Origin of the sequence: Actinomadura sp. NPDC048032, assembly GCF_040653175.1 — a bacterium.
GTDB classification, from domain to species: Bacteria; Actinomycetota; Actinomycetes; order Streptosporangiales; family Streptosporangiaceae; genus Spirillospora; species Spirillospora verrucosospora.
On sequence record NZ_JBEZJP010000044.1, the window covers coordinates 1 to 19474 of the forward strand.

22 protein-coding genes are annotated in these 19474 nt (G+C 71.0%); 10 read left to right on the forward strand and 12 right to left on the reverse strand.

Annotation, left to right across the window (positions count from 1 at the left end; all coding sequences use genetic code 11):
* Positions 1–249: 249 nt before the first annotated feature.
* From gvpJ to AB0C69_RS09065, 8 genes are read left to right on the forward strand one after another with little or no spacing between them, the layout of a single operon-like run.
* Complete coding sequence (gene gvpJ / locus AB0C69_RS09030) at positions 250–684, forward strand: gas vesicle protein GvpJ (protein WP_345181821.1); 435 nt, start codon at positions 250–252, stop codon at positions 682–684.
* Complete coding sequence (locus AB0C69_RS09035; RefSeq protein WP_345181819.1) at positions 681–1469, forward strand: GvpL/GvpF family gas vesicle protein; 789 nt, start codon at positions 681–683, stop codon at positions 1467–1469. The genes gvpJ and AB0C69_RS09035 overlap by 4 nt, the downstream gene beginning before the upstream one ends.
* 6 nt (positions 1470–1475) lie before the next feature.
* Positions 1476–1727 carry a gas vesicle protein GvpG gene (locus AB0C69_RS09040; protein WP_345181817.1) on the forward strand — a complete coding sequence of 84 codons (252 nt, stop codon included), beginning with the start codon at positions 1476–1478 and terminating at the stop codon, positions 1725–1727.
* Between the two features lie 10 nt (positions 1728–1737).
* A complete protein-coding gene (gvpO, locus tag AB0C69_RS09045; protein WP_360351653.1) occupies positions 1738–1995 on the forward strand; it encodes a gas vesicle protein GvpO in 258 nt (85 codons plus the stop codon).
* Between the two features lie 15 nt (positions 1996–2010).
* Complete coding sequence (locus tag AB0C69_RS09050; RefSeq protein ID WP_345181978.1) at positions 2011–2397, forward strand: gas vesicle protein; 387 nt, start codon at positions 2011–2013, stop codon at positions 2395–2397.
* Positions 2394–3284: a GvpL/GvpF family gas vesicle protein gene (locus AB0C69_RS09055; RefSeq protein WP_360351656.1), complete on the forward strand. Its 891-nt coding sequence runs from the start codon at positions 2394–2396 to the stop codon at positions 3282–3284. The genes AB0C69_RS09050 and AB0C69_RS09055 overlap by 4 nt, the downstream gene beginning before the upstream one ends.
* Positions 3281–3487: a gas vesicle protein gene (locus tag AB0C69_RS09060; protein WP_229810634.1), complete on the forward strand. Its 207-nt coding sequence runs from the start codon at positions 3281–3283 to the stop codon at positions 3485–3487. Before AB0C69_RS09055 ends, AB0C69_RS09060 begins: the two co-directional genes overlap by 4 nt.
* The gene (locus tag AB0C69_RS09065) at positions 3484–4023 is read left to right on the forward strand and encodes a gas vesicle protein K (RefSeq protein ID WP_345181809.1); all 540 of its coding nucleotides are present in this window, start codon (positions 3484–3486) and stop codon (positions 4021–4023) included. The genes AB0C69_RS09060 and AB0C69_RS09065 overlap by 4 nt, the downstream gene beginning before the upstream one ends.
* 37 nt (positions 4024–4060) lie before the next feature.
* Here AB0C69_RS09065 and AB0C69_RS09070 read toward each other — a convergent pair whose 3' ends face one another.
* Positions 4061–4894 (reverse strand): methyltransferase domain-containing protein, encoded by an 834-nt coding sequence (locus tag AB0C69_RS09070; protein ID WP_353834263.1) that lies wholly within the window; start codon positions 4892–4894, stop codon positions 4061–4063.
* Positions 4895–4922: 28 nt separating this feature from the next.
* On the opposite strand from AB0C69_RS09070, the gene AB0C69_RS09075 reads away from it, so the two are divergent.
* Positions 4923–6515 carry a PLP-dependent aminotransferase family protein gene (locus AB0C69_RS09075; protein ID WP_360351662.1) on the forward strand — a complete coding sequence of 531 codons (1593 nt, stop codon included), beginning with the start codon at positions 4923–4925 and terminating at the stop codon, positions 6513–6515.
* Here AB0C69_RS09075 and cydC read toward each other — a convergent pair.
* The 6 genes from cydC to AB0C69_RS09105 all read right to left on the reverse strand — a co-directional run bounded on the left by cydC (position 6464) and on the right by AB0C69_RS09105 (position 13875).
* Complete coding sequence (cydC, locus tag AB0C69_RS09080) at positions 6464–8182, reverse strand: thiol reductant ABC exporter subunit CydC (protein ID WP_360351665.1); 1719 nt, start codon at positions 8180–8182, stop codon at positions 6464–6466. The genes AB0C69_RS09075 and cydC overlap by 52 nt on opposite strands.
* Positions 8179–9756 carry a thiol reductant ABC exporter subunit CydD gene (gene cydD / locus AB0C69_RS09085; protein ID WP_360351726.1) on the reverse strand — a complete coding sequence of 526 codons (1578 nt, stop codon included), beginning with the start codon at positions 9754–9756 and terminating at the stop codon, positions 8179–8181. Before cydD ends, cydC begins: the two co-directional genes overlap by 4 nt.
* 57 nt (positions 9757–9813) lie before the next feature.
* Positions 9814–10557 (reverse strand): cytochrome d ubiquinol oxidase subunit II, encoded by a 744-nt coding sequence (locus tag AB0C69_RS09090; RefSeq protein ID WP_360351668.1) that lies wholly within the window; start codon positions 10555–10557, stop codon positions 9814–9816.
* A 13-nt stretch (positions 10558–10570) separates the two neighbouring features.
* Complete coding sequence (locus AB0C69_RS09095) at positions 10571–11836, reverse strand: cytochrome ubiquinol oxidase subunit I (RefSeq protein ID WP_360351671.1); 1266 nt, start codon at positions 11834–11836, stop codon at positions 10571–10573.
* 107 nt (positions 11837–11943) lie between these two features.
* Positions 11944–13080, reverse strand: a complete 1137-nt coding sequence (locus tag AB0C69_RS09100) for an MFS transporter (RefSeq protein WP_360351729.1) — start codon at positions 13078–13080, stop codon at positions 11944–11946.
* A 222-nt stretch (positions 13081–13302) separates the two neighbouring features.
* The gene (locus AB0C69_RS09105; protein ID WP_360351674.1) at positions 13303–13875 is read right to left on the reverse strand and encodes a TIGR03086 family metal-binding protein; all 573 of its coding nucleotides are present in this window, start codon (positions 13873–13875) and stop codon (positions 13303–13305) included.
* A 454-nt stretch (positions 13876–14329) separates the two neighbouring features.
* Here AB0C69_RS09105 and AB0C69_RS09110 point away from each other — a divergent pair, with 454 nt between their 5' ends.
* Positions 14330–14806, forward strand: a complete 477-nt coding sequence (locus AB0C69_RS09110) for a hypothetical protein (protein ID WP_360351677.1) — start codon at positions 14330–14332, stop codon at positions 14804–14806.
* A gap of 86 nt (positions 14807–14892) precedes the next feature.
* On the opposite strand, the gene AB0C69_RS09115 is transcribed toward AB0C69_RS09110, so the two are convergent.
* The 5 genes from AB0C69_RS09115 to AB0C69_RS09135 all read right to left on the reverse strand — a co-directional run bounded on the left by AB0C69_RS09115 (position 14893) and on the right by AB0C69_RS09135 (position 19115).
* Complete coding sequence (locus AB0C69_RS09115) at positions 14893–15498, reverse strand: hypothetical protein (RefSeq protein ID WP_360351680.1); 606 nt, start codon at positions 15496–15498, stop codon at positions 14893–14895.
* Positions 15499–16466: 968 nt separating this feature from the next.
* Positions 16467–16640 carry a DUF397 domain-containing protein gene (locus AB0C69_RS09120; RefSeq protein WP_345181783.1) on the reverse strand — a complete coding sequence of 58 codons (174 nt, stop codon included), beginning with the start codon at positions 16638–16640 and terminating at the stop codon, positions 16467–16469.
* Positions 16641–17190: 550 nt separating this feature from the next.
* Positions 17191–17715, reverse strand: coding sequence for a GNAT family N-acetyltransferase (locus AB0C69_RS09125; RefSeq protein WP_360351684.1), 525 nt, complete (start codon positions 17713–17715; stop codon positions 17191–17193).
* A 50-nt stretch (positions 17716–17765) separates the two neighbouring features.
* Positions 17766–18188, reverse strand: coding sequence for a nuclear transport factor 2 family protein (locus AB0C69_RS09130; RefSeq protein WP_360351687.1), 423 nt, complete (start codon positions 18186–18188; stop codon positions 17766–17768).
* Between the two features lie 285 nt (positions 18189–18473).
* A complete protein-coding gene (locus AB0C69_RS09135) occupies positions 18474–19115 on the reverse strand; it encodes a hypothetical protein (protein ID WP_360351690.1) in 642 nt (213 codons plus the stop codon).
* Positions 19116–19474 lie beyond the last annotated feature (359 nt).

The following is a 19474-nucleotide window of genomic DNA, read 5'->3' on the forward strand; positions in this document are numbered from 1 at the left end:
CGGCTCCTCACCTCGCCGGGATGATCACATGTACAGACCCGCGCGGCGGCGAGAAATCATCGGCGGCCGTTGCCGGTCCACCTCGTGAGGGGCGGCGGCACGAGCGGGGCGTCGCGCATGTCTGGACGGACATTTCGCCTTGACCAGCACATAACCGGAAACGGTTCTCCTGTTTAGGCAGACCGAGACGGGTACACCGGGGTTCATGCTTCACCCCCAAACGGGTCAACCCCGAGAAGGAGCGATCACATGACTGGGCCGGTCGCCCAGCAGACTTCGGGCAGCAATGTCGTGCAGCGCGGCGGTTCCGGCAGCGGGCTCGCCGACGTCGTCGACCTGATCCTGGAGAAGGGTCTGGTCATCGACCTGTACGCGCGGGTCTCGCTGGTGGGAATCGAGATCCTCACGATCGACGTGCGGATCGTGGTCGCCAGCGTCGACACCTACCTGCGGTTCGCCGAGGCGGTGAACCGTCTGGACATCGCTCACGACGGCACCTCGCAGGGCCTGCCGGAGTTCGTTGGCGGAATGCAGGAGTCGGGCGCGAAGAAGAAGACGCGCGGTGCCCTGGAGGGGGCCCAGGAGCGGCTGAAGGAGACCTTCGGCGGCGACTCCGACGAGGAAGAGGACAAGGAACCCGCGCGGCGCCGCTCGTCGCGCAAGAAGGAGGACGAGGAAGAATGAGCACGCCTCAGACCCCCGGCGGCTCTGAGGCCGGGGACCGGATCCCGCAGTACGTGTACGGGGTGACCCGGTCGGGCGTGGCGCTGCCACCGGACCTGGCCGGGCTGGACGACCGGCCGGTGTCGCTGGTGGAGGACGGGGGCACGGCCGCCGCCGTCGTCAGCGACCTGCCGGCCGACCGCGCCCTGGGCGAGCGCGCCGACCTGGTCGCGCACCAGCGGGTCCTCAACGCGCTGGTCGACGCCGGCACCGTGGTCCTGCCGTTCCGGTTCGGGGCCGCGCTGGCCGACCGCGGCGCGGTGGAGAAGGAACTGCTGGCCGACAACTCCGAGCGCTTCGCGCAGGTCCTGGACCAGCTGGACGGCCGCGTCGAACTGCGCGTCAAGGGCACCTACGTCGAGGACGCGGTGCTGCGGGAGATCATGCAGAACGACCCGGAGGTCGCCGAGCTGGCGCAGCGGCTGCGGGAGGTCCCGGCCGACGCCGCCGACGCCGTCTACTACGACCGCGTCCGGCTCGGCGAGCTGATCGCGCAGTCGATGCAGCGGCTCCGGGAGAGCGACGAGCAGGTCCTGCTGGACGGGGCGGCCTCGGCGGCCGAGGCGTTCACGCGCAAGACCCCGGCCCGCGAGGAGGACGTCCTGGACGCCTCCTTCCTGGTCCGCGCCGACCGCCGCGCCGCGTTCGAGGAGGCCGTGGAGAAGCTGGGCCAGCAGCACGGCGACCGGATCCGCATCCGGCTCATCGGGCCGCTGCCGCCCTACGACTTCGTTCCGGAGGCGTGACAGGCGATGGGATTCTTCACCGGTCTGGTCACGGCCCCCCTCGCGCCCGTCAAGGGCGTGATGTGGCTGGCCGAGACCCTGACCGAGCAGGCCGAGGCGCAGCTGTACGACCCGGGGCGCATCGCCGCGGAGATGCAGCAGGTGGCAGACGAGGCCGCCGCCGGCGAGATCACCGAGGAGGAGGCCGCCGAGCGCGAGGAGGAGCTGATCCGCCGCTTGAACGAGGGCCGCGCCCGCGGCTACCAGCCGGGCGGCTAGGAGGCCGGTGATGTTGTCCGCGTCCAAGGCCGCCGCGATGGCGGTGGAGCACGTGACGGCGATGACCGGCCGCAGTGCCGAGAGCGTCGTGGGAATGGAGCGCACGGAGGAGGGCTGGCGCGTCAAGGTGGAGGTCGTGGAGACCCACCGCATCCCCGACTCGGCGGACATCCTCGCGGTGTACGACACCGAGGTGGACGCCGACGGGGAGCTGGTGAGCTACCGGCGCGCCGGCCGCTACTCCCGCGGACGAGTGGAGAGGAACTGAGCGGCTGTGAGTGAGATCTCCTGGACCGGCCAGCGCTCGCCGGCGCGGTCGGTGGCCGGGGAGCGGCAGGGCGCCAACCTGGCCGACCTGCTGGAACGCATCCTCGACAAGGGGATCGTGATCGTCGGGGACGTCCGGGTGAACCTGCTGGACATCGAACTGCTGACGATCAAGCTTCGGCTGCTGGTGGCGTCGGTGGACCGGGCCAAGGAAATGGGCATCGACTGGTGGGAGCACGACCCGTCGCTGTCGTCCAAGGCCCGGCAGAAGGAGGTGGACGGCCAGGGCGACCGCGAGCTGCTGGAGGAGAACCGGCGGCTGCGCGAGCGCCTGGCCGCCCTCGAGGCCGGCGCCGACGGCGCCGCCGAACGGACCGGAGACGGAAAGGAGCCCTCATCATGACCGCCCCCGGGTTCGCCGGCCGGACCGCCGGCGACCACGCCGCCGACCCGGCCGGCACCGGCGTCTACCTGTACGGAGTCGCGCGCGGCCTGGACCCGGCCGCGCTGCGCGACGCTTCCGGGGTGGCCGGCGCGCCCGTGCGCGGCGTGGTCGCGGCAGGACTGACCGCCCTGGTCAGCACCGTCCGGCTCGACGAGTACGGCGAGGCGGCGCTGCGCGCCAACCTGGAGGACCTGCAGTGGCTGGAGGCCACCGCCCGCGCCCACCACGACGTGGTGGATCGGGCCGCGCACGCCGCCCCGACCGCGCCGGTGCGCATCGCGACCATCTACCGCGACGACGCCCGCGTCGCCGAGGTCCTCACCGACGAGGGCGGCCGGTTCACCGAGGTCCTCGACCTCATCGACGGCCGCTCGGAGTGGGGCGTGAAGGCCTACGCCGACCCTGAACTGCTGCGCGGCGACACCGGCCGCGACGGCCCCGACCCCGGTGGGGGGCTCGCGCCGGGCGCCGAGCCCCTCACCGGCCCCCGCCAGGACGCGGAAGGCGCGGCCCCCGCCGGGCCGGGAGCGGCGTACCTGCGGCGCCGGCAGCAGGAGCGCCGCCGCCGCGCCGACGCCGGCCGCCGGGTCGGCGAGCAGGCCGACGCGGTGCACGCCGAACTCGCCGACCACGCCGTGGCGTCCCGGCACCACCCGCCGCAGGACCCGCGCCTGTCGGGCCGGGCGGGTACCCAGATCCTCAACGTCGCCTACCTGCTGGACGAGGAGCAGGTGGAGGGGTTCCTGGCGGTGGCGCGGGCCGCCGACCAGAGGCTGGCGGGCATCGAGGTGGAGGTGACGGGGCCCTGGCCGCCCTACTCCTTCATCGAGCCGGGGGCGGCGTGACGGCCCTCCTGGACCAGGGCCGCGACGCCCCGATGGAGCGGATCGCGCTGGTCGACCTGCTGGACCGCCTCCTGGCGGGCGGCGTCGTCATCACCGGCGACCTGGTCATCTCGATCGCGGGCGTGGACCTGGTGGAGGTGTCCCTGCGGGCGCTGATCACCTCCGTCCGCGACGAGCTGCTGCCCGAGGAGGAGCGACCGTGACCCGACCCGACCACCGGCCCCCCGGCCCGACCGGCGCCGGGCCCTCCGCGCGCGGCGACCGCGAGCGGGGGAGCCGCGACCCGGTCAGCGGGGAGGTGTCGGTGCACGACCCCGCCGTCGGCGACCCCTTCACCGACGACATCCTGGCCGGCCGCACCGAATCGTCCTCCCCGGGGACCTCCGCCGGAGCCTCCCACGGGGACGCCCCGGTGCGCGCCGCGCCGGTGCGGGAGGCGGACCTGCGGGAGCGGTCCTCGCGCACGATGCAGCGGCTGCGCTCCGACCCCGAGACGGTCGAGCGGGACCTGGTGAAGCTGGTGCTGACCCTGGTCGAACTGATCCGGCAGCTCATGGAGCGGCAGGCGCTGCGCCGCGCCGAGGGCGGCGACCTCACCGACCAGCAGATCGAGGACCTCGGGCTGGCGCTGATGCGCCTGGACGAGGCGATGACCCGCCTCAAGGACCACTTCGACCTGGACGACCACGACCTCAACCTCGACCTCGGCCCCCTCGGCCCGCTCCTGCCCGACAACTGACCGGCCCGCCCTCCGGGCCCGTCCCCAGGGGCGGCTCTCACCCCGGGTTCACGGCGGTGGCCTTGAAGAACGTGTAGTGGAACGTTCCGTCGGCGTCTGCGGCGCGGTGCAGGTCGGCGACCCCCCGGTCGAAGTCGGCCGGGGTGGCCAGCCCCGCCGCGACGGCCTCCCCGCGCACCGACTCGATCATCGCGGTGAAGGTGTCGCGGGTGAAGGCCCGCCGCAGGCCGGGCCGCGCCCGGTCGGCGTACACGGTCCGCGGGACCACGCCGACCCGCGCGTACCCGGCCTCGGCCAGCAGCGGCCCCAGCCGCCGCCCGAGCAGCGCGTCGCCGCCCGCCGCGGCCTGCAACGCGACCTGATGGGCGATCGCGGCGCGCGCGTGGGCGCTGTCAGGGTGGAAGAACGCCGACCCGTGGTCGCCCTCGACGGCCGTGAGGGTCCCCCCGGGCCGCAGCACCCGCCGCAGACCCGCCAGCACAGCGCGCGGATCGGGCAGATGCTCCAGCACGAAGCACACGAACACGTGGTCGAACTCCGCGTCGCCGAACGGCAGGTCCCGCAGGTCCGCGCACCGCCACCGCACCCCCGCCGCGGGGAAGGACGCCTCGACGCGGGCACGGGCCTGCTCCAGCGACTCCCGCGAAAGGTCCACCGCGGTCAGGCGCGCACCAGGGGAGCGCGCCACCAGATGCACCGTCTGCGCCCCCACCCCGCAGCCGGCCTCCAGCACCCGGCTGCCCGCCGGATAGGCCGTCCCGTCGTGCACCAACGCGGCCAGAGCGTCGGCCTGGTCGCCGAGCCGCCGCGCCTCCCGTCCCGAGTACCCGTGCACGTAGCCGCCGGGACCGTCCGTCATCGTGGTTTCCATGCGACCACCGTGGCCGCACAATGGCCCAGTGAACAGGTCCAAAGACGACGAACCGAACAGGTCCGTAACGCCGGGGTCGGACTTCCTGCACCTCGACCCCGCCGACGCCCCGCCCGGCGGGCTCGCCGACTGGCTCGCCGGACGCCTCCGCGACGCCGTCGCCGACGGCCGCCTGCCCGTCGGAACCCGCCTGCCCGCCACCCGCGTCCTGGCCGCCGAACTGCGCGTCTCCCGCGGCGCGGTCACCGAGGCCTACCAGCGCCTGGCCGACGAAGGCCACCTCGCCGGACGCGGCCGAGCCGGCACCATCGTCGTCGCGGCCCCCCTCACCCCAACACCTCCGCCCGAACACCCCACTCGGGTGACCACCGTTCCAGCCCCGGCGCTGTCCGCCCCGTTCCCCACGCACCCAGGCCCCGACATCTTCGACACCCTGCGCGACCTGCCCGCCCGCATCGACCTGTCACCCGGCCTGCCCGACCTCGCCGCCTTCCCCCGCGCGGCCTGGCAGCGCGCCGAACGCACCGTCCTGCGCGACCTGCCCGCCGCCGGCCTCGGCTACGGCGACCCGCGCGGCACCCCCGCCCTGCGCACCGCCGTCGCCGCCTGGCTCGCCCGCTACCGCGGCATCACCGCCGACCCCGCAGGGATCGTCGTCGTCGCCGGCACCGCCCAGGCCCTCGGCCTCGTCGCCCGCGTCCTCACCCGCGAAGGCATCGACCGGATCGCCGTGGAGGACCCCGGCTCCCTCGGCGTCCGCCAGCACCTGGCGCACTGGGGGATGGCCACCCCGCCCGTCCCCGTCGACACCGCCGGCATCCGCGTCGACCGCCTCCACGCCACCGGCGCCCCCGCCGTCCTGCTCACCCCCGCCCACCAGTTCCCCACCGGCGCCGTCCTCAGCGGCGACCGCCGCCGCGACCTCACACGCTGGGCCGCCGAAGGCGGCCTGATCATTGAAGACGACTACGACGCCGAACACCGCTACGACCGGCCCCCCGTCCCCGCCCTGCGCTCCATGCTCACCGACCGCGCCTTCTACCTCGGCAGCGTCTCCAAACTCCTCGCCCCCGCCCTGCGCACCGGCTGGATCCTGCCCCCGCCCCCGCACCTGGACGCCGTCATCGCCGAGAAACGCTTCGCCGACCTCGGCAACGCCGCCCTCCCGCAACTCGTCCTCGCCGAACTCATGAACTCCGGCGAGATGGAACGCATCCTGCGGCTCCTGCGCCGCCGCCACCGCCGACGCCGCGACACGATGATCCAGGCCATCGCCGCGCACCTGCCCACCGCCGCAGTCCACGGCGCCGCCGCCGGACTGCACCTGACCATCACCTTCCCCGATGACCCTCCAGGCGCCCTCCACGACACCGCCCTCCACGACACCGCCCTCCACGACACCGCCCTGGCAGCCGCCGCACTGGAACACGGCGTCAAAACCCACCCGCTGTCATGGCACGCACAACGCCCCCACCTGCCCGGGCTCGTCCTCGGCTACGCCGCCGTCCCCACCTCGGCCATCACCGACGCCATCGCCGCCCTCGCCCAAGCCCTCCACCACACCCGCCATCACGCCGCCGCCCGAGCGGCCAGAACCTCCGCCTCCCACAGATCGCGGTAAGCACCCGGCACCGCCAGCAACTCCTCATGCCGACCCCGCTGCACCACCCGCCCCCGATCCAGCACCACCACCTCGTCGGCCGCACCCAGCGCCGCCAACCGATGCGTCACCAGCAGCAGCGTCCCGCCCCCCGGCGCCTCCAGCAGCTCGCGCGTCACCGCGTCCGCCGCCGCGGGATCCAACCCCTCCGTCGGCTCGTCCAGCACCAGCACCGGCGGATCGGCCAGCAGCGCCCGCGCCAGCAGCAGCCGCTGCCGCTGCCCGCCCGACAGACCGCGCCCACCCGCCCCCACCACCGTGTCCCACCCCTCCGGCAGCGCCCGCACCACCTCCGCGAACCGCGCCCGCTCCGCCGCCGCCCACAACCGCTCCTCATCCGCGTCCGGACGCGCCAGCAGCACATTCGCCCGCACCGACGCCGCGAACACGTGCGCGTCCTGCGCCAGCCCCCGCACCGCCTCCCGCACATCCCCGGGCGCATACACCCCCACGTCCCGCCCACCGAGCAGCACCGCACCCGCCGCCACCGGCACATCCCCCGACACCGCCGCCAGCAGCGTGCTCTTGCCCGCACCGCTCGCCCCCACCACCGCGACCCGCCGACCCCGCTCCACCCGCAGATCCACCCCGTCCAAAGCCACCCCCTCCCCAAAGGCGACCCGCACCCCCAGCAACTCCACCCCGAGCGGACCCCGCGGCACCACCACCGGACGCGCCGGACACGACGCCGGGGGAGAGGCCAGCACCGCCCCGACCCGGCCCACCGCAGGCGCCACCTCCCGCAACCGCTGCGCCGCACCCGCCAGCGGCAGCACCGACTCCACCGCCACCAGCGCCGTCAACGCCACCACCGCCGCACCAACCTCGTCCACACCCGCACGCAACCCCGCCCACGCCACCCCCGCGACCGTCACGCCCTGCACCACGAAACCCGCCGCCGCCACCACCGCCGACACCCGCGCCGCCGACCGCTCCGCCCGCTCCAGCCCCCGCACCGCCTCCCGCGCCCGCTCCGCGAACCGCCCCGACGCCCCGAACATCGCCAGATCCCGCGCACCCTCCAGCACATCCAGCGCCCGCACCGCCAACACCTCACGCCCGTCCGCCATCCGCGCCGCCGCACGCCCACCGGCCACCGCCGCCACCCCCGGCAGCACCACCCCCGCCACCAGCAGACCCACCGCCAGCACCCCCGCCGCCGACGCCTCCACCAGCGCACACACCGCCACCCCCGCGGCCCCGCACACCACCGATCCCGCCACCGGCAGCACACACCGCAGCAGCAGATCCTGCACGGCGTCCACATCCGACACCATCCGCGTCAGCGCATCACCGTCACGCACCCGCCGCGCCCCCGGACGCGCCGCCGCCAACGCGTCGAACACCCGGCCCCGCAACTCCGCCAGCGCCCGCAACGCCGCATCGTGCCCCGCCAGCCGCTCCACATACCGCAGCGACCCCTTCGCCAGCGCGAACCCCCGCACCGCCACCACCGCCACCGACAACGCCGCCAGCTCCGGACGCTGCGACGCCCGCGCGATCAGCCACGCCGCCGCCGCGATCAACCCCAGCCCGCACAGCTCCGCCACCGCACCCGCCACGCCCGCCGCCACCAGCCGCACCGCGTGCGGACGCACCGCGCCCCACACCCCCGACACGCCCCTCACGCCGCCACCCCACCGACACGCCCACCGGCCCCCGCGCACACCCGGCCGCCCTCCAACCGCACCACCCGGTCCACCGCCCGCAGCAACGCCGGACGATGCGCCACCAGCACCGCCGTCCGCCCCGCCAGCAACCGCACCGCCGCATCCACCAGCACCCGCTCACTGTGCAGATCCAGCCGCGCCGTCGGCTCGTCCAGCAGCATCACCGGCCCACCCGACAGGAACGCCCGCGCGATCGTCACCCGCTGCCGCTGCCCCGCCGACAACCCCGCACCGCCCTCACCCAGCACCGTCGCCAACCCCTCCGGCAGATCCTCGACGAAATCCGCCGCGGCCGCCCGCACCGCCTCCCGCACCCGCTCCATCCCCGCGCCCGGATCACCCAGCCGGACGTTGTCGGCCACCGACGCCGCGAACAGATGCGGCCGCTGCGGCACCCACCCCACCCGCGCCCGCCACGCCCCCGCCTCCAGCTCCGCGAGATCCACCCCGTCGACCAGCACCCGCCCCGAATCGGGGGACACCAGCCCCGCCAGCACCAGCAGCAGCGTCGACTTGCCCGCCCCCGACGGCCCCGTCACCGCCACCCGCTCACCCGGCCCCACCCGCAGCGACACCCGGTCCAACGCCGCCTCCGCCGCACCCGGATACCGCACCGTCACCTCCTCCAGCACGATCTCCGGAGCCCGCTCACCCGCCACGACCCGGCCCCCGCCCCCCGAGACCGCCGGCGCGTCCAGCACCGCGAACACCTCCCGCGCCGCCGCCACCCCCTCCGCACTCGCGTGGAAACGCTGCCCCAGCGCCCGCAACGGCAGGTACACCTCCGGCGTCAGCACCAGCACCAGCAGACCCGTCGCCAGCACCATCTCCCCGCCCAGCAACCGCAACCCCACCGGAACCGCCACCAAAGCCACCGACAACGCGCACACCAGCTCCAGCACCAGCGACGACAGGAACGCCACCCGCAGCGCCCGCACACTCGCCCGCCGATGCTCACCCGCCAGCTCCCGCACCACCACCGACTGATGACCGGTCCGCCCGAACGCCCGCAACGTCCCCAGCCCCGCCACCACGTCCCGGAAATGCCCGCCCAACCGGTGCAGCAGCCCCCACTGCCGCCCCGTCAACGCCGCCGTCCGCATCCCCACCAGAGCACCGAACACCGGCACCAGCGGAACCGTCACCACCACCACCAGCGCCGACGCCCAATCCGCCGCCACCAGCCGCACCAGCACCACCACCGGCACCGCACACGCCGCCACCACCTGCGGCGCATAACCGGTGAAGAACGGATCGACCGCGTCCAACCCCCGGGTCAGCAACGTCACCCGCCCGCCCGCATCACCCGCGGCCCGCCCCAGCAGCTCACCCCGCAGCCCCCGCTTCACCCGCGCCGCCGCCCGGCCCGCCACCAGCGCAACCGCCCACGCCAGCAACGCCCGCCCCGCAACCGCCACCGCGACCCACGGCAACGGGCCCGCATCCAGACCCGCCACCGCCCGCACCAGCAACTCCGCCTGCACCACCAGCAGCACACCCTGACCCGCCGCCAGCACCCCCAGCAGCACCATCACCCGGCCAGGAACCAACCGCAGCAGACGCCGCTCGACACCCCTCACCCCGACCGCCTACAGGTACGAGGGCGACTCCACACGCCCCCGGAACGTCCACCACACCAGCGCCTGCGACGCCAGCAACAGCGGCAGCACCACCACCGTCACCACCGCCGTCACCGTCAGCCCCGCACCCTCGGCCACCACCCGCGACCACTCCACCTGCACCCCGGCCACCACCGGCGCCCCCGCCATCACCAGCGCCGACAACCCGTACCGGGCCGGAACCCGCCCCGCACGCCCCGCCAACCCCACCGGCAGCCGCCACCGCGCGAACCCCGCACCATGCCAGGCGAACAGCACCGCCAACGGCAACCCCGCGACACTCCCCACACCCATCCCGCCACCGGCCAGCACCGAACCCAGCACCGAACCCCACGCCAGCGCCAGCGCCCAACTCCCCGCCACCACCGCCGCGTCACACCCGCCACGCCACCCCGCCGCGTCCACCCGGCCCCGCAGCCACAACCCCATGTCCCGCACGACCCACCCGAACAGCAGCACCGCGAACAGCGGATACAACTCCTCCAGCAACCCGTGCTCCAGCCCCGGGAACGCACCCGCCACCAGACCCGCCGCCGCCACCAGCCACACCTCGTTGCCCAGGAAGAACGGCGCGAACAACGCGATCACCAGCCGCCGCTCCCGCTGATCCCGCCCCAGCCACGGCAGCAGCATCCCCACCCCGACATCGGCGCCGGCCAGCACCAGATACCCGGCCGAGAACACCGCCAGCAACACCACCGCGAGAGAATCCATCACCAGGCTCCTGTCAGAACGTCGGGCTCATCACCGGCGCGGCCGGCTCCGCCGGGGGAGGGGCACCCAGCCCCGCCCCCTCCGGACCCCGCCGCGCGAACCGCGCCAGCAGCCACGCGTTCACCCCGAACAGCACCCCGAACAGCACCGAGAACGCCACGAACGACACCGTGATCGTCCCCGACCCCACCCCCGGCGACAGCGCGTCCCGCGTCTTCAGCACCCCGTACACCATCCACGGCTGCCGCCCCACCTCACGGAACACCCACCCCGACACCATCGCCACATACGGCAGCGGCACCGCCACGATCATCAGCACGTGGAACACCCGCCCCCGCACCAGCCACCCACCGAACGGGAACTTCACCAGCGCCACCAACGCCACCAGAAGCATCAGCAACCACATCGTCACCATCAGCCCCTCACCGACCCCCGCCAGCACCGGCGGCCGATAGTCGTCCGGCCCGAACCGCGCCGTGAAATCCGCCACCGCGGCCGCCGCCTTGTGCCCGCCCGTCTTCGTCGGCTGCGCGTACTGGAACTGCGTCCCACCGAAAACCACCACCGGCATCACCGACACCATCACCGTCAGCAACCCGATCCGCATCGACCGCCGGAAGAACTCCACCTCCGCCGTCCGCCGCAGCAGGTGAAAACCACTCACCCCCGCCATGAAGAACCCCGCCGTCAGCAACCCCCCGAACAGCACATGGAAGAACGCCAGCAACGCCGTCGGATTCGTCAGCAGCGCCCCCGCATCGTCCAGCCGCGCCACACCGTCCACCATCACGAACCCCACCGGACGCTGCAGCCACCCGTTCGCCACCAGCACGAAGTACGCCGACAGATACGCCGTCAACGTCACCACCCAGATCAGCGCCAGATGCACCCACCGGTTCAGCCGATCCCACCCGAAAATCCACAACCCCAGGAACGTCGACTCCACGAAGAACGCCACGATCGTCTCCAGCGCCAGCGGCACCCCGAACACGTTCCCCGTCACCCGCGACAACCCCGACCAGTTCAACCCGAACTGGAACTCCATCACCAACCCGGTGACGATCCCCACCGCATAGTTGATGACATACAACTGCCCCCAGAACCGCACCATCCGCGCATGCACCGCGCTGCCCGACACCGTCGCCCGCGTCTGCGTCAACGCCACCAGCGTCGCCAACCCCAGCGTCAGCGCCACGAACAGAAAATGCGTGCCGGCCGTCAACGCGAACTGCACCCGCGCCAGAACCAGCGCGTCCCCACCCATCAGCGCACGCTCCAAGAATCGATCCGCAACGACCCCACGATCCTCGGCCCGCACCCACCACCCACGAATCCGGCGAGAGCGTTCAACCGCCCTGCGCCTTTCGCGTACCGGCCACCCGCCGCCTACGACTCCGGATGTACGCCGCCCCGCCGCGCCCCCAACCCCAGCACGACCGCCACCACCACATACGGCACCGCCGCCACCCCCATCAACACCCCCGCACCAGCCCACCGCGACCCCAGCGCATACCCCGCGAACACCAGAACCGCCACCGCCTCCGCCCCGAACCCCGCCACCGACGTCACCGTCGCCCGCGCCCCATCACCCACCCGCTCCTGCAACCCCGCGTCCGCCGCCGCAATCGCCCACCGGAACACCCCGAACGCCACCGCCACCAGCACCAGCCCACCCGGCCGACCACCCCACGACCCCACCGCCAGGCACACCGCACCCACCCCGAGCACCGGCGCCAGCCACCGCACACCCCGCCCCGCCGCCCAACCCCCCACCGCATCACCCACCGTCACCACCATCACCAGCAACGGCACCACCGACGCCGCCACACCCGTCGACCGCACCAGCAACGGCACATACTCATCCAGCGCCGTCACACCCTCCAGCACCACCACCAGGACCAGCGCCCGCCGCACCGCCGGCTCACCCCGCACCTGCGCCCACCCCTGACGCACCACCGACCCGAACGACGGCTCCTCCGCACCCTCACCGCCACCCCGCGACTCCGGCAGAAACCACCCCACCACCGCACAACCCGCGCAAGCCGCCACACTCGCCGCACCCAACCCCCGGTACCCCCACACCGCCAGCACCGGCGACGCCACCGCCGACGCGGCCACCACCGCCAGCAGCGACACCGCCTCAGACCGCCCGACCAACCGCGCATAGGCGCCCGACGCCCCGACCCGCTGCAGCTCCTCGTACACCAGCGCCTGCATCGTCCCCGAACGCAGCGCCGACCCCGCGCCCCACAGCACGAAACCAGCCGCGAACGCCGGATACGAAGGAAAGAAAGCCCACAGCCCGAAACCCGCGCCCGGCAGCAGGGGAGCGACCACCAGCAGCCACCGCCGCGAGAACACATCCGCCCACAAACCGGACGGCAGCTCCAGAGCGAACGCCGTGACCGACCAGATCACGAACAACGACGAAACGGCGGCGGGGGAGAGCCCGGTCTCGGCGAACAGCACCGCGTACACCGGGTACAGAAGAACGAAATCCTCGAGGAACGCGTAGCCGTACAGCCTCCGCGCGAGCCCCGCCTCAGGTGAAGATCAATGTCGTCGACGCATGCCCCGCACCCTAACCGGCACAAGCCCAACCGCGCACCAAAATATCCGGGGGGAGCGCCGAGCCGCTGGACGAGCCGGCCCCGGCATCGCTTCCCGCCGGGGAGGTCAGTGAAGCGGGGGGAGAGGCCAACCAAGCCCGCCGACAGTCACTCTCCGTAACGGGTATCGCTCGTTTCACGCACCCGCGGGGGAGCGGCCGAAGAGGGCGAGCAGGCGCACCTGATCGTCGGCGTCCTCGGAGACAGAAGCCTCGGGACCCAACATGCCCGCCTCACGACCAGCAGGCGCCATCTGCCGCGCGGTCGCCAGCGCGGGCCCCACCAGATCGGCGTCGAAGGCGACCGACTGCCCGGTGGCCTCGGCCAGATCCCACGCGTGGACGAGCAACTCCAGCGGATAACCCTCCAGCCACTCGCACAACGTCATCTCCAGCCCGAGAGCCAACCGCACCGGCCGCGCCAGCGCCTCGGGCGTCAGCTCGGCCATCATCCGCGCACGCACCTGCCGCCAGGACCCCAACGGATCAGCACCGGCGACCTCGCGCCAGTCCGGATCGTCCTCGGGCAGCGGACGCCCGGCGGCCCGCATCTCGACCACCAGCAGCCCGGCCGTCACATGCCCGGCCACGTCGACCGCCGCCCAGCCCTCACACGGCGAGGGGGACAGCCACCGGTCCGCCGGCGCCGCAGCCAGTACCGCCTCGAAGACGTCCAACGCACGAACGAACCCTTCCGGCACCAACCACATCACCTCTACTGAAGACCTCTGTAATTCGACCTGCCACTATTCTCAGCGCTCCAGACTCGACCGCCCTCTGATATGCCGTGGGCGTAACCGTGCGCCCGCTCGAACACCCGTATGGCGGGTGGAAAGCGACTGCGCGGTAGATGTTCACCATCCCCATGCTTCGCAGCGGACGGCTCAACCCGCGTCCCTCTCTCGTCAAGGAGATAGCCATGGCGTTGGACATGACCGAAGCGGACATCAGAGCGATCGCCGGCGTCGACGACGCCAACGACTAAGGCGTGGCGGCATCATCGCGCCCAGCGATCGGCCGTCTCAAGCCGCCGTTCGAACACCCGACAGTGACGGTCTCCGACGGAGAGCATCCGGTGGTCCGTCTGCCTGTATTACTAGGACCTGTCTGAGGGTTCGGCGAACCGCATCGCCTTCGAGGACGCCGTGCGGCGATGATGCAGGGGTGTTCTTCGAAGATCTCACCGTGTACGACTACCTGGCCGAGGACTCGTTCACGGATGGGGAGTCCGGTTTCTACGGCCTCTGGTACCGGCCGACGTACGTACGCCTGAACGTTGGGTGGCTGGAGGTCGGCCGGCCGTACTCGACAGGTCCCGTCCCCGGGGTGTTCTTAGAGAAGCTGAAGGCCATCCAGAAGCTGCAACGGATGAACGTCTGCCTCGGGGTGCATGAGTGCGATCTCTGTCCTCCGGGAGAGGGCCCGGAAGGAAACGGGGAAGTCCGGATCCCGGGTGCGCCCGGGCTCGCGTACGCGGCTCCGTCGCTGATCATCCACTACATCACCGAGCACGGCTATCAGCCGCCCGAGGCCTTCGTCGACGCCGTTCTCGCCGTGGACCTCGATGAGTGGTCCGCTGCCCGCTGGCCTGACGTCCCGTTCCCCTGGATCCCCGACGACGCGGAACGCCTCCTGGAGTAGGCCACGGTCGTCCTCGGACCGTCTACTGGGGACCTCTGATATTCAAGCTGCCGGTATTCCAAGTCCCCAGACTTGCGCGGGACCGTTCAGAGGAAGTCTCGCCAGAAGGCGACTACTGCCGGCGGGGTCCAATTCGCATCGATGCTCAGACTCGATCCAGCGAACTCTTGCCAGATGTAGTCATAGAGGTCGATGCCGTAGTAGATAATGTCCGTCTGGTGCATCGACAAGACCGGGTGTCCGTAGGTTCCTCGTCCGGCTGGCAGGTATCGGTGGCTGAAAATGGGGACCATGCGCGGGACCTCGTCGAGGTTCTGGCGGGCTTTAGTGATTGCTTCGGCCTGGTCGTCTGGCCGTTCGCCCCAAGTGTTATGCCAATAGCCGTGCTCAACGCTGAACAGCACGCCATCTACCGGCCAGTTCAGCCTTTTGCGCAGATCATCGGGGTCGCCGTTGCGCCAGTCGGGCCAGGGCGTCGCGCTCTGGAACACCCCGGGCTCCGGCGGAGGAGCACCGGTCGGTAGCCCCGCTGCGAGGAATGCTCGATGGTCGTCAGAGAACTCGAAGCCAAACTCCTGCTCGATGCGGGAGAACTCGACGCCGGTCAGCCCGGGCTCGATTCGCCAGAGCCCTGTTCGGGCTAGACGGTGCGCTGCGCGCGTGCCGAGTGCGGATCCTTCAGTACTGGTCACTTAGGAAATCGTAGCCAGCTGGTCATGGAGCATGCGGAGCAGTCTGGGAATCGAGCCGCCGATTATCTCGCAAGTCAGGTCAGGCGCAGGCCCTTCTTTGCCTCGGCGGCGTAGGCAGACCATGGAACTGCGGCGGCCTCGGCGTGTTTCCGTGTGACTTGGTCGCTGTGGCCAAGTAGCTGAGCTGCGACCGGAGCAGGCACTTCGCGGACGAGCTCGCGTAGGGCTGTGTTGCGGGCGCCTTGGACATTGATGCCGAGGTCCTGGATTCGTTGGAGGAACGTGCTCGGATGGATGTGCTGGCCAGCGCGGTTGTTTGGGAACATCCAGGGGCTGCGGCCAGCTGCTGCGGTTCGGAGGTTCGAGCGGGTGGCGAGATGTTCCCGCATCATCGCGGCGAATGTGGCTGGGGGACCGACGCCAGGTCTTCACCGAGCTTGATGAACATGCCTTCCGCGCTGTCGACCACCGACAGCGTTTCAAGTGGAGGTCAGTTGCCCGCACCAGCTCCGCCGCACCGCTGTTCGCACTGGTGAACGACTGCTGGAGCGTCGGACCGAGAGGTAGCCAGCGATCGTGCATCCGATGAATCATCAGAGGCTCTACTTAACATAATGTTCATTATCGACCAACTGACAGACCCGCCGAGAGCGGGGCAATCTTCCGTGGTGTCGCTCGCGCTCGGACGAGTCGGGATTGGGACACCCGCGCCGACGCCGTGCAGCCGGTCATCCTGAGGGTGCGGTCGGGGTCGTGCCTTCCCGACAAGCTGTGTCGCCGCTGATGGACGAGCCGGCCCTGGTGGATGTCCAAGGTGTTGGACGCGCAGGCGTTGCGTTCCGCAATCACTGGAGTGCGGCCCGTATTTGTTCGGGTGGATGGAAGTCCTTGGGACGGAACCACGTACAGAAGGTGCGCCCCTAGGCGATAAACTGCATCGCCTAGGGGCCAGATGACTTACCCGTGGCTCAGACGACGCTCTTCACGAACGGCGCCCAGGCCTGGTGAGAGAACTGCAGGATTCCGCGAGCCCGGTCCTTGGAGTCGCGGACCTGTACGGGACCGATCCAGCGTCGACGCTCGAGGCAGTTGCCCCCGTTGCCGCCGCTGTACGATGACTTGTACCACTCTTGATTGCTCATTTCGCTCCTAGAGTAGCCCGATTGGGTTGCGTCTATTGTATCGCCCATGACGTGCTGGTGCGGGGTTTACTGTCGTTTCGTCGTGGCCGTGAAGGCCGTCCAGGGTCGCGCCTGGTCACGGTTAGCGACGACGCAAAGGTCAGGCATCGGCGCGACCGTTTCCACTGCGGCGAATGTGGACGTAGATGTTCCCGTACTCCTAAGCGGTTCGCCGTTACGGACTACCCCTCCGCTAGCTTCAGGGCCTCGACGAAAGAGGACCGCAGCCGGTCCCGGGAGCTCTCGCTTAGGGTCCGATTCGATCCCGGAGCTAGGGGGCGGGTCAGGGAATGGAGTCTTATTAAAAGTTGGACGCACAAATCGACGGCAGCGCGCTAGAACAGCATGCAGAGCCGCTAGTTAGGACGCGGTGGTCCTGGCGGTCAAGCTGCATGCTGCGGCGCCTCGCCGACAGTCGCGGCGAGGACGATCACCCAATCTCGCCACGATCAGGGGAATTCGCAGGACAGGCTGGTCGTGATCATTAGCGAGCAACAGCACCCAGAGCCGTTCATGCGGAGTGTGTCGCATGAACGGCGGTGAGGTCGATCCAGAAGCGATCCTCGCCGCGGGCACGCCCGTCGTGCACGCCACCGTTGGCGAGGATGACCCGCAGGGAAGGCTCGTTGCCGGCGGCGCACGTCAGCAGGACCCGATCCAGACCGAGCCGGCGGGATTCCGCCAATCCCGCCGCGAGCATCCGCGTGGCGTGGCCCTGTCTGCGCCACGGCAACACGACGTGATACCCGATATGCCCGCCGACTTCGGCGAGCTCCGGCGTCAGGCGATGCCGCAGGATCAGGGTCCCGATGTAGTGCTCGCCCGAGACGTACCAGAACGTCGTGCACGGGACGCCCCAACGCTCCTGCACGCCGCGCCGGCTCGCCACGAACGCCTCGAAGTCCCGGTGGGCGTCGTCCAGCCAGTCCGCCGGGTCGCCGCTCGCCAGATGGTCGTCCCTCTCCCCGGCCAGGAACGACTCGCGCACCGCCGTCGTGGGCGGCACCAGTCGGGGCGGCCGGGCGAGATCATCCATCGGACCAGTCTGACCCAACCCCGCCGTCGGCGGAACCGGGTCGATTCTGGTCAGGGCACGAAGGCCTGGGCGACGGCAAGGCTGTCCTCGTAGACGTGGTGCCGGACGACCAGGCCGTCCTCGACCGTGAGGTGCAAAGCGAACCGGGCCCGATAGGCGCGCCCGGTGGACCGGGAGGTCTGCCGGATCTCGCCCAGCACCACCGCGTCATCGCCATCCACCAGGATGCGCTCCACCTGCGTGTCCACCTTCTCGGGCACGTGGTGCTCGGCGATCTGCCGGTAGTGCTCGGCGGCGTCCGCGCGCCCGGACCGGTGCCGGATCCAGGGTGTGGCGGCGCGGCCGTGCTCCGCTTCGCGCCAGTCCAGCTTCCAGTCGCAGTGCTCGGCGTAGATGGCGGCGATCCGCTCAGGGGCGCCTTCACCGATCCGGCGCAGCAACTCCTCCACGACGGCGCGCGTGCTCGTTGACATGGTGGTTCCGGACATGGGCGACCTCCGTCGATGTGCTGTCGGCTCGGTGAGCAACCCTGCCAGCGCCTTCCGTGCCGCGGCGATGACCTCCCAGGTAAAGGATCAAGGTCGCGTCGGCCCTCCTCCGCGCGGGGCCTCTCGTGTGATTTCAGGTTAAACCAGACAGAAGGTGGATTCTGTCTGGTTTCGATCATTGCTCAACTTCCACCTCTGGTGACTGCATGATCCTGGCTCAGCCTGACCGAGATGGCGTTCTGTAACGGGACAGCTTTCGCTATCAGTCGCTTACTTGAGAACGTACGGGTCCATCACTGTGCACAGGTCGGCAATTGTCGGTTCGCCTACCTTCTTGTATTCTCCAGTCGAGTCGGCGATGGCGTGCGGGGAACACGGTTCGGCGGCGCTCCCATCTGGGACGTCTGGGCGGAAGTCGGCCCCGGTCACTTCCGTTTTCGTTAGTAGTTTGCCGGTGAGCGCCTCATTAATCGTCACGGCGTATCTGCCCTTAAACAGGTTGTAGGAGAACGGCCTGTTATTCGCTTGCGGCTGCCCGAGCATTCCCGAGTTATCGGGCTGGTAGTCGCAGCGCTGGACGAAGTCGCCCTGCCCGACCAGATCGACGCATGCGACGAGTTGTACTGTCGACGGGTCGGTCGGTGCCCAGATCTTCAGCGCGGCGGCGTCCATCTTGGTCGGGTTGGAGTCGGGAACGGGCCATTGGCCGTACACAAGAATCGGCCGTGGTCCGCCGGCCGCCCGCGGCGCGGCCTGCTTGAAGCCGCGTGGCTTGGAGCACATCTGACGGTACTGGTAAACCGTGAACGGCTTGTCATCAGGCAAGGCGAGGTACACGCCACCTGCCAGGGCGATCCCCGCCATCCCGAGGAAGATTCCTGCCTTCACTGCTTTGCGCGCCACCAGCGACACTCCTCCTGAAACGGCATCCTGTACGCCGGATTCCATCAATCCAGAGCGTTTTGTGCCACTCGGGTTGGATGGTCTTCTCTCACGTGACCTCAGGAGACTCGATGTCGCTGTAGTCACGCGGCCGACCTGGTCGAATTAGCGCAGGAAAAGCCGCCGCGAAAGCGGAAGCGGGGCCTGTTACCGCCCTCGGCCACAAGCAGCAGCCATCTGCCGACGGTCCGATGAGGGGCAGGCCGCGGCCTTGTGTCGTTCCGCGCGCCCTAGGGCACGCGCGCGTTCACAAAAGCGTCCAAGCCCTCGAAGCCAAACAGCGGATCGGTGGAGATCAACACCTCCCCCGCCGGAGGGAAGGGCCGTCG

What these genes read in the sequence shown, in the direction of transcription:
- gvpJ (WP_345181821.1), top strand. Translation starts at nt 250, where the DNA reads ATGACTGGGCCGGTCGCCCAGCAGACTTCGGGCAGCAATGTCGTGCAG.
- AB0C69_RS09035 (WP_345181819.1), top strand. Translation starts at nt 681, where the DNA reads ATGAGCACGCCTCAGACCCCCGGCGGCTCTGAGGCCGGGGACCGGATC.
- AB0C69_RS09040 (WP_345181817.1), top strand. Translation starts at nt 1,476, where the DNA reads ATGGGATTCTTCACCGGTCTGGTCACGGCCCCCCTCGCGCCCGTCAAG.
- gvpO (WP_360351653.1), top strand. Translation starts at nt 1,738, where the DNA reads ATGTTGTCCGCGTCCAAGGCCGCCGCGATGGCGGTGGAGCACGTGACG.
- AB0C69_RS09055 (WP_360351656.1), top strand. Translation starts at nt 2,394, where the DNA reads ATGACCGCCCCCGGGTTCGCCGGCCGGACCGCCGGCGACCACGCCGCC.
- AB0C69_RS09070 (WP_353834263.1), bottom strand. Translation starts at nt 4,894, where the DNA reads ATGGAAACCACGATGACGGACGGTCCCGGCGGCTACGTGCACGGGTAC.
- cydD (WP_360351726.1), bottom strand. Translation starts at nt 9,756, where the DNA reads ATGGTGCTGCTGGGGGTGCTGGCGGCGGGTCAGGGTGTGCTGCTGGTG.
- AB0C69_RS09090 (WP_360351668.1), bottom strand. Translation starts at nt 10,557, where the DNA reads ATGGATTCTCTCGCGGTGGTGTTGCTGGCGGTGTTCTCGGCCGGGTAT.
- AB0C69_RS09105 (WP_360351674.1), bottom strand. Translation starts at nt 13,875, where the DNA reads ATGTGGTTGGTGCCGGAAGGGTTCGTTCGTGCGTTGGACGTCTTCGAG.
- AB0C69_RS09120 (WP_345181783.1), bottom strand. Translation starts at nt 16,640, where the DNA reads ATGAGCAATCAAGAGTGGTACAAGTCATCGTACAGCGGCGGCAACGGG.
- AB0C69_RS09125 (WP_360351684.1), bottom strand. Translation starts at nt 17,715, where the DNA reads ATGGATGATCTCGCCCGGCCGCCCCGACTGGTGCCGCCCACGACGGCG.
- AB0C69_RS09130 (WP_360351687.1), bottom strand. Translation starts at nt 18,188, where the DNA reads ATGTCAACGAGCACGCGCGCCGTCGTGGAGGAGTTGCTGCGCCGGATC.